This window comes from Aquimarina aquimarini (genome assembly GCF_900299535.1).
Classification (GTDB): Bacteria; Bacteroidota; Bacteroidia; order Flavobacteriales; family Flavobacteriaceae; genus Aquimarina; species Aquimarina aquimarini.
This window is the reverse complement of sequence record NZ_OMKE01000039.1, coordinates 297,909-306,402: the sequence shown is the minus strand read 5'-3', so window position 1 is coordinate 306,402 and position 8,494 is coordinate 297,909. Positions and strand designations below refer to the sequence as shown.

At 30.5% G+C, this 8,494-nt stretch carries 9 protein-coding genes; 1 reads left to right on the top strand and 8 read right to left on the bottom strand.

The window, feature by feature from the left end:
• The 4 genes from DG508_RS17025 to DG508_RS17010 form a co-directional block, all read right to left on the bottom strand.
• On the bottom strand, positions 1-968 hold a 968-nt coding region (locus tag DG508_RS17025; RefSeq protein WP_159090890.1), incomplete at its 3' end, for a contractile injection system protein, VgrG/Pvc8 family.
• A 645-nt stretch (positions 969-1,613) separates the two neighbouring features.
• The gene (locus tag DG508_RS17015; RefSeq protein WP_108869292.1) at positions 1,614-1,817 is read right to left on the bottom strand and encodes a hypothetical protein; all 204 of its coding nucleotides are present in this window, start codon (positions 1,815-1,817) and stop codon (positions 1,614-1,616) included.
• Positions 1,818-2,472: 655 nt separating this feature from the next.
• On the bottom strand, positions 2,473-2,715 hold the full coding sequence (locus DG508_RS21095) for a hypothetical protein (RefSeq protein WP_159090889.1): 243 nt from the start codon (positions 2,713-2,715) through the stop codon (positions 2,473-2,475).
• A gap of 71 nt (positions 2,716-2,786) precedes the next feature.
• Positions 2,787-3,056: a hypothetical protein gene (locus DG508_RS17010; protein WP_108869291.1), complete on the bottom strand. Its 270-nt coding sequence runs from the start codon at positions 3,054-3,056 to the stop codon at positions 2,787-2,789.
• Between the two features lie 223 nt (positions 3,057-3,279).
• On the opposite strand from DG508_RS17010, the gene DG508_RS17005 reads away from it, so the two are divergent.
• On the top strand, positions 3,280-3,675 hold the full coding sequence (locus DG508_RS17005; RefSeq protein ID WP_159090888.1) for a hypothetical protein: 396 nt from the start codon (positions 3,280-3,282) through the stop codon (positions 3,673-3,675).
• 91 nt (positions 3,676-3,766) lie between these two features.
• On the opposite strand, the gene DG508_RS17000 is transcribed toward DG508_RS17005, so the two are convergent.
• The 4 genes from DG508_RS17000 to pheT all read right to left on the bottom strand — a co-directional run bounded on the left by DG508_RS17000 (position 3,767) and on the right by pheT (position 8,479).
• The gene (locus DG508_RS17000; RefSeq protein ID WP_108869289.1) at positions 3,767-4,042 is read right to left on the bottom strand and encodes a hypothetical protein; all 276 of its coding nucleotides are present in this window, start codon (positions 4,040-4,042) and stop codon (positions 3,767-3,769) included.
• Positions 4,043-4,052: 10 nt separating this feature from the next.
• A complete protein-coding gene (locus DG508_RS16995) occupies positions 4,053-4,847 on the bottom strand; it encodes a hypothetical protein (RefSeq protein ID WP_159090887.1) in 795 nt (264 codons plus the stop codon).
• Entirely contained in the window at positions 4,810-4,971 is a 162-nt protein-coding gene (locus tag DG508_RS21090) for a hypothetical protein (protein WP_159090886.1), read from the bottom strand. The genes DG508_RS16995 and DG508_RS21090 overlap by 38 nt, the downstream gene beginning before the upstream one ends.
• Positions 4,972-6,052: 1,081 nt before the next feature.
• A complete protein-coding gene (pheT, locus tag DG508_RS16990) occupies positions 6,053-8,479 on the bottom strand; it encodes a phenylalanine--tRNA ligase subunit beta (RefSeq protein WP_108869287.1) in 2,427 nt (808 codons plus the stop codon).
• Positions 8,480-8,494 lie beyond the last annotated feature (15 nt).

Here is an 8,494-nt window from a genome sequence, read left to right as displayed (position 1 = left end):
ATTTTGGTAACTCTATAACTACCATGACCATTGATCCTTATGATTTGCCCTAAACAAACTCCTGGATTATCACTACCGCCTTTTGCTATAATTTGCTGTATGGCTCTACTTTTTGTATAGGCTTCTACCTGAGCATCTAATCTAGGCTTCATAGTAGCATCTGTATACAAAGGATTGTATATGCGTGTTTGCTTATTGTATAGCTCTCTAGATTTGCTATCTGCAAAGCCATGATAGCCTGTTGATGGGATGCTCACATCTCCGCTATTTTTCTGATGTTGTTTATTTGCGATGTAATCATTGGTAAAATAAGAAGCATTATTTGGCATAGGCTCCATATTGATACTGAACTTTTTGAGATCAATACCATAAGACAATTCTATTTCTTCTGTAGAGGGTCTACCAAAAATCAATTGCTTACCATCATAGTAAAACCAATCATTATAATAGGCAGATAATCTACTTGCATAGGCAAAATCACTCTCATTATGTTGTACACTATAATGAATAGTACTGCTATTGGTAGGCGCAAAGTTTGTTTCTAATTTACCCAGATCATATCCTTGAAAAGTGTCTTGCAAGATATCTGATAAGCCTACCTCGCTATATGAAGCATAATGAGGGAAGTTGTCTGCCAGTATACTGGCACTTTTTGATTTTATACAGATTAAATCCCCTTGTGACTCTTCAAACCCTTTTACGGTTTCAACTCCTGTGACCACTCCTTTGAATTCTAACTCTCTATAACTATTTGCAGTAGAATTGGCACTTACTTGTATGGTGATAATACTACCTATATATTCTTTACTCTCGCCAATTAGCTCATCAGAGAGTTGCTCTATTGCATCAGTACGGCATACCAATTCTAGTGAATGATGGGCATCGATCTCTTGGTGTAACTGAAGCCTTTTATAAGAACTCAGTTGTTTGTTGGCGATATAGATGGTAGTGGTAGTTTGTATGGCCATAATTCATTTTTTACTGTTAAATGATTTGATTGTATTTTGTTTGTGTGTAATTCTGATACTCAATTATTTGATCTCTAAATATAAATGATGCAATTGATTCTACAAAACCTAAAAAGCAGGGGAAAAACCCCCTGTGTGGTTGATGTCATGATTTTTAGAACGTCTTTTTTGTTTTTGAAAATCATAGCTTATTTTAATTGTAAGTATCTTGAAATCAATTAGTTGTGTTTTATTTTTGTTTTTTATTATACTATTATTTCCTCTTTTTGGAATAGCCAAATTTTTTAACATTTGATTTTTCCTCGGCAGATTTGCAAAAAACGCTGTGATAAACTGTACTTGATTCTTTGTCAAATCATACCCCAATACTACGACATAGTAGTCACGTTTTTTGAAACTGAGATATTTTTTTTCATTCCCGACTTGATCGGGAATCTATTACAGCAAAAGGGGTGTTGTTATTTTTACTTTATTATTTTACATTTTGCGGTTTCATATTTTACATTTGATATAGAGCTACTTGTAGTATAAACACCCTATATGTACCACTAAGAATACAAATTGTCTATTAGTTTAACCCACTTAATACAAGCACCTAATATCAATACTTGGGGCAAAAAAAGTAACCGTAATTGTTATCAATTTTTATGGACTTGTATCCCAGTCTCTTACTTTAGTTTTGTTTACTAGTTTAGTATCTTTAGTAACTTCATAAATAGCATACATCTTTATAAGAATATTGATTTCTTTTGGTTCATCATTGAGTAATGCGGTTACAAAATTGCCTATATCAATATCTAATGCATTCAGTAATCCATAAAAAACCTTTGGTGGCATGTCTCCAAACATATTTTTTTGTATTTTTAACTAATAACAAAAGGCTACAGGAGTAATTGGGCGCAGGATTACACAAACTGCATTACTAACTAATAAAAAATCACTCCTGTTTTTTCCTTTTGCTTCTGGAACCAGTATAAACCTTTAATAAAAACCAACTGGTATTATACTCATACACAGAAAAACCAATTTAAATATTCCTATTAATCCTTCTTTTTCACAAAGACACGGGGTACTCCAGTATATATGCAGATATAATGACCTATAAGCTATTGATATATACTTTTGCACCCCTGCACCTTTGCTGTGAACACAATCATTCACAAACTCAACTTAAAACCTAATCGGGGTAATCTCGGATATTATCTTTTATTTTGGAAAAATCATTATAGATTCAGGTACTTAACATACTAAGGTGTAGCATGGTGTTCTTAAATATGACAGTACCCCAAAACAATACCTGTCTATATACCCCAAAGACATACCATACATATACTATAATATGCTCAGTACCTGATATCTTTATCATATGAAAACACCTCTGTCTCATACAAACACAAAACTTAATTCTAAATCTATCTTATAAATAGATAAACCTTTTTTTTACTTCATAGGCATTTGGTTTTTTGGTTATTACTTAGATATCTATTTTGGTATGGTTGGTTATTTATCTGCAGCTAGTAAAGTATAAACTGTTCCTTGTCAATAAGAATACTCTGGCTCTACAAATGATTTGTATAGCACTCTCATGATTTACACCTTTATGATAAAGCTTTACTACCCAATCATAAATCGTTTTCTCATAGCATCTACCACTGGTTACAGAATTCAAGAAATCTGTTATATCCATGTGTAAATACTTTACAATTTTGGTAATGAACTTTTTTTGCTCTTTAGTTATTGTTTTCATAATTATTTGGGGTTTATTATACTTAACTTTCTGATATATTATTTTTAAGCAGGGCAGATAAATAAGGTTGTTTATAGTATATTCTCTAGCTCTTTTCTCAAAAGAGTTATCAATTCTGCACTACTTATAATTTGTTGTGTTTGATTAGTAATTGCCTTATTAATCATAGACCTGAGTATGAATTTGTCAGGCTCTTTTTTTTTACGATCTCTTATATTAATAATTGTGTTATAATGAACATCATATTCTTTTGCTATATCTTTAATCTGTGGCGCGGTTAATGTGTCTTTTAATAATTTTGATAGTATACCACTTATAGGAGTAGTATTTTTTATTACCATATCTTAAAAAAATTACAATTAGTTCTATCCTTTAATTCAATATCAAACAGATTATAAATTTCTAATACCGTTTTCATATATTTGTTTCTTATTATCGTTTGACAAATCAAAAATACGAAATATAATTCGCATATACAATATTTAATTCGTGTTTATTGTAATTTATACAATGTTTATTATGGAAATAGGTGATAGAATAAGGAAAGTGATGGAGTTCAAAAACATGAATTACAGGTCTTTGGGTATATTACTAGATTATTCTGATGGTCAGACAAGAAACATCATAATAAATAAGTCTGTCCCAAAAATTGACTTTGTACAAAATTTATTACGCTCTTTTCCTGAGATAAACACCAACTGGCTGATTACTGGAGAAGGGACGATGCTTGATAATGTAGTCGGAAATCAAAAGGTTACGGATTATAGTAAACTTGATAACATAGAGTTAATTAAACACCTTCTTGAAAGAAAAGATGAACTTATCCTAGATGAAACTTTTAGAGATTATATTAGAATGGTTATGGAATTAATCATGGCAGATGATGAAAGAGAGAAGAAAAATAAGGCATTAGAGGAGTTGAAAGAAATTGCTATAAAGAAATATTCGAAAAGAAGTTAAAAAATTATTTTGATAGTAATTATAATTATCAAGATTTAGGATATCGTACAAAGAAAAATGAGATACCAAATTATAAATCATCTCATTTTCTTTACCATGAGAAATCATGTATTATTTCATGGTATAATTTATTAAACTCATTTTCTGTATAGTAATCAGGGCTTTCTTTTAAAACATCAATAAATACCTCAAGTTCAATACGTTGCTTTTTTTCAATCTCATGTAGTTCAGAATTGTTTCTCATAGCTTTTTTAATTTCCTCTTTAACTTCCTTTCGTATGATCTTTGGACTATCATTAAAAAACTTTCTTTGTGCAGGGCTAGTATATCTTCTAGGCTTTAATATTTCGAGTAATTTTTTTAGCATCGTCATCCTATTAAATATTTTCTGTTACTTTCTTTAAGTCTTCATGAAATTCATCTATAGAATCATCTACCAATTTACCTGATTTATAGGGTTTTCCCGACTCTTCGGCATACATCGCTTTAAAAATCATATCTCTATAGTATATTTTTTTAATTCTTTCAATAAAAGAAAGTTGTTTGTAAATAATTTGATCTTTATATGTATAATATTTAATAAGAAAGTATGTAAAAACAGCAAATAAGGATGCAGTAATAGCAAGAATTAAGACATATTTGTTTTGTTGAAAATCTTTTTGGGTAAGAAAAATTAGATGAACAAACCAAAATCCTGAAACCAAGATACCAGTAAGTGAAACAAAATGAAATTTAAAAGTACTACCTCTAGAGAAATCATCATGTAAGGATTTACAACTAAAGAAGAAAAGAGCAGTCACTAACCCAAAAACAAATACCCAAAAATGAAGACTGCTACGACCTCTAAACGAGTGTTCTCTAGCCAGCTTCCCCCTCATACTTGATATTTTTTTAAGAGACGGTTCGTAAGATGCTATATGTTTTTTAGCAATAACTGAGTATTCTTTTGGTGTTAATTCTTGATTTTCTAATTGGTTAATATAGTGAAGTTGTAAGCTGTCTAATCTTTTAACTTCAGCTTTGTATTTTGGAGCATAATCAATTTGGGCTTGTGATTTTGGTTCAAGAAATACATGAAACAAAGAAAGTGTAACTGCCAAAAAAGCAATTACACCTTTAATAGCTCCTAAAATCTTAATACCTTTCGTCGCCTCCTGGATCGATTGACCCATCGTCTCCTGGATCGGTAAGTTGTAATTCTGTTTCGCTGATTTCATCATTTATTGTTTGTGTTTCACAACTACTCAATGTAAGTAGCAAAAGCAATATGTTAAATAAAACTACAGGATTTTTCATCTGATAATATATTTTAAAGTTACAAACTCTAAAATACTACTAAATCAAGAGATTACCCTTTATCAAATGACGATTGATATTTATAAATTAGTATAATTTGGGGGAGTGTTATATTTCAAATTTTTCAATTATAACAGAATCAGACTAATTTGTTTTTATTGTTAAATCTTTCTCAAATATACTAAAGATGAAGGTTTACGCATATACGGCTTTACCGTAAATCGTTGATTTTGTGATAGAAAAACAATATTATATTGTTGTTACATAGCTTTTTACAAATAATAAAAAGATGAAAAAAAATGCTATTATACTAAAAACGATATACCTTATTTAACAGATTTACAGTAAATAAGAACTAGTAAATGGTAAATTTTAAAATCTATGTCTATACGCAAAGGAGAAGGCCCAGAATCTTATAAAAAACCTATACAGTTCCCTATGATGATAATATTGATCCTGATCTGTCTATAGACGATCTAAAAGAATGGGCAAAAGAAGGTGTGTACGTAATCAATTGAGAACATTTAATGATTATAGCATCTATGATAAGAATTGTATTATAGAAGGAGTAGCGTTGGTTAAAAAGTAAATATATTTATTGATGCTTTATATAGGTATAAGATTATAAAAATACTCTTTAAAGTATATCAATTAAAACTGGTAAGTAAAATTTAAACCTACCTGATAATACATAAAAAGGTGTCTTGGTTAAAGTTTTTTAGATTTTTATAAAAAATATGTTATGTTTTATCTATGTTTTACCTTTAAATAAATACAAAAACATAAATGACTGAATTTCAGTGATATAAATAAGATATTTAGCCAAACTTAAGAAGTGGTTTAAACTTTTTGGATTCTGGCGAAAAATAGTTATTTTTCACTCAATTGAAGTGTTTTTTACACTTCAATTGAGTGAAAAAGAACATTTTTATAGCGAATTGAAAAAAGTTTAAACCACTTCAATATCTAAAGACGTGTGAGGATTAACATTGTGATCTTAAATGCTTGTTTTTTGAGCATAAAAAAGGGTAAATAATAGTGTAACCATATTCACCCTTTTGTTTATAATATTTTTATTGAATTATCTTAATTCTGCACCCAGTTTGTTTTCAAAATTTTTCTGGAGTTTATTCATGATTTTATCAATTTGTTTATCTGTCAGGGTTTTCTTTTCATCCTGTAAAATAAAACTCACTGCGTATGATTTTTTGTCTTTAGGTAATTTCTTACCCTGATAAACATCAAATAGATTTATATCTTTAAGTAGTTGTTTTTCTGTTTGTTTTGCAATTGTATAAATATCTTCAAATAAAACAGTGTTGTCTAATAGTAGTGCAAAATCACGTCTTACTTCTGGGAATTTAGGAATATCAGAGTATTTGATCTTATTACGTCTGGAATATTCAAGTATAACATCCCAATTAAAGTCAGCATATAATACCTCTTGAGAAATAGAAAAATGTTTAAGAACAGATTTTTTTACAATCCCAAAGTCAACCAATTTGGTCTTGCCGATAGCTAATGACAATCCCTCTGTAAAAAGGTCATTTTTGAGTGGTGATGTTTTTAAATTGTTGATACCTAAGCGATTTAAAACAGAAGTAACAATTCCTTTTAGATAAAAGAAATCACTTTTTTGAGGGTCTACATTCCAAGCTTCATTGTGACGATTTCCAGAGATAAGAATACTAAGGTGTTTGTTTTCAATTCTTCCGCTTTCGTAATTATGGTATGTCTTTCCGAATTCAAATAACTTAAGGTCTGCTCGTTTTCTATTGATATTGTAGGAGATGGTTTCTAGACCAGAAAACAACATAGATTGTCTCATTACTGCTAGATCATTACTAAGAGGATTTAGCATTTCTATATTGTTTTCGTTTTTGAGCTGTTCGCTCAAATTGATATACTCAGGAGAGGTGAGAGAATTAGCCATCATCTCATTAAACCCTTGTCCGATCAATTGATTTGCAATAGTGTTCTGTATATTGTGATCTGCAAATTTATCAATATTAGAAATTGAAGCATTTAATTTCTGGGTAAAACTTATATTATTATACCCGTATACTCTAAGTACTTCTTCTATAACATCTGCTTCTCTTTGTACATCATTTCTATAAGCAGGAATAGTAAGACCAATACCTGTTTCTGTTACACTATTAATTTTAATGTCTAAAGAAGTAAGGATACTTTTTATGGTTTCTTGCGGTAGCTCTTCCCCAATTAATTTTGCGGTATTTTCAAAAGATAAGAACACTTGAAAGTCTTCTATTTTTTTAGGGTAGAGGTCTGTAATTTCGCTAGATACGTTTCCTCCTGCAAGTTCTATAATTAATAAAGCTGCTCTTTTTAAAGCATATTCAGTAATATTAGGATCAATACCTCGTTCAAATCTAAAAGAAGCATCTGTATTTAATCCATGTCTTTTTGCTGTTTTACGAATACTTACAGGGTTAAAATAAGCACTTTCTAAAAAGATTGATGTAGTAGATTCTGTAACTCCAGAGTTAATTCCTCCAAAAACACCAGCAATACATAATGGTTTTTCTGCATCGCATATCATAAGGTCTTCAGGGTGTAATTCTCGTTCTACTTCATCCAGTGTTTTGAACTTAGTACCCGCTTCAACTGTTTTTACTTCAATTTTATTTCCTTCTATATAATGAGCATCAAATGCATGTAATGGTTGCCCTAATTCATGTAGTACATAATTGGTTGCATCTACAACATTATTTTTTGGAGTTATACCAATTGCTTTTAATCGATGTTGCAACCAAGCAGGAGATTCCTGTACCTTGAGATCAGTAATAGTCAAACCACAGTATCTCGGTGCGAGTTCAGGGTTTTTTACTTCAACATCAATCTTGTTTAATCTATTTTCTACAATAAAACTACTTACAGATGGTGTAATAAGCTCTAGGTTGATGTCATGTTGTACTAATCCAGCTTTAAGATCACGTGCAGTTCCCCAATGACTCATTGCATCTGCACGGTTTGGAGTTAATCCAATTTCAAAAACAAAATCATTTTCAATATCAAAAATATCAGCAGCTTTGGTTCCTACAGAAATATCAGTACTTAGAACCATAATCCCATCATGACCTTTTCCCAGTCCTAGCTCATCTTCAGCGCAAATCATTCCGTGACTTTCTTCACCTCTGATTTTCCCTTTTTTAATAGTCCACTCTTCTCCATTATCATCATATAACTTTGTACCAATAGTAGCAACAGGAACTTTTTGTCCAGCAGCTACATTAGGAGCTCCGCACACAATCTGTACAGGTTCACCATTACCCAAATCTACTTTGGTAATTTTTAACTTATCTGCATTTGGGTGTTTTTCGCAATTAAGAACTTGCCCTACAACAACACCTTCTAATCCTCCTTTTACACTTTGGTATGGTGTTATTCCCTCTATTTCTAATCCTAAATCAGTTAGCAGTTCTCCAGTTTTTTCTGCATTCCAATCAATATTAATAAATTGCTTAAGCCAGTTGTATGAAATTTTCATTTGTGATTGTTCTAA

Excerpts from the sequence above, each read along its gene's own strand:
- DG508_RS16995 (WP_159090887.1), bottom strand. The coding sequence starts at position 4,847 with ATGGGTCAATCGATCCAGGAGGCGACGAAAGGTATTAAGATTTTAGGA.
- DG508_RS17010 (WP_108869291.1), bottom strand. The coding sequence starts at position 3,056 with ATGGTAATAAAAAATACTACTCCTATAAGTGGTATACTATCAAAATTA.
- DG508_RS17005 (WP_159090888.1), top strand. The coding sequence starts at position 3,280 with ATGAATTACAGGTCTTTGGGTATATTACTAGATTATTCTGATGGTCAG.
- DG508_RS21095 (WP_159090889.1), bottom strand. The coding sequence starts at position 2,715 with ATGAAAACAATAACTAAAGAGCAAAAAAAGTTCATTACCAAAATTGTA.
- DG508_RS17015 (WP_108869292.1), bottom strand. The coding sequence starts at position 1,817 with ATGTTTGGAGACATGCCACCAAAGGTTTTTTATGGATTACTGAATGCA.
- pheT (WP_108869287.1), bottom strand. The coding sequence starts at position 8,479 with ATGAAAATTTCATACAACTGGCTTAAGCAATTTATTAATATTGATTGG.
- DG508_RS21090 (WP_159090886.1), bottom strand. The coding sequence starts at position 4,971 with ATGAAAAATCCTGTAGTTTTATTTAACATATTGCTTTTGCTACTTACA.
- DG508_RS17000 (WP_108869289.1), bottom strand. The coding sequence starts at position 4,042 with ATGCTAAAAAAATTACTCGAAATATTAAAGCCTAGAAGATATACTAGC.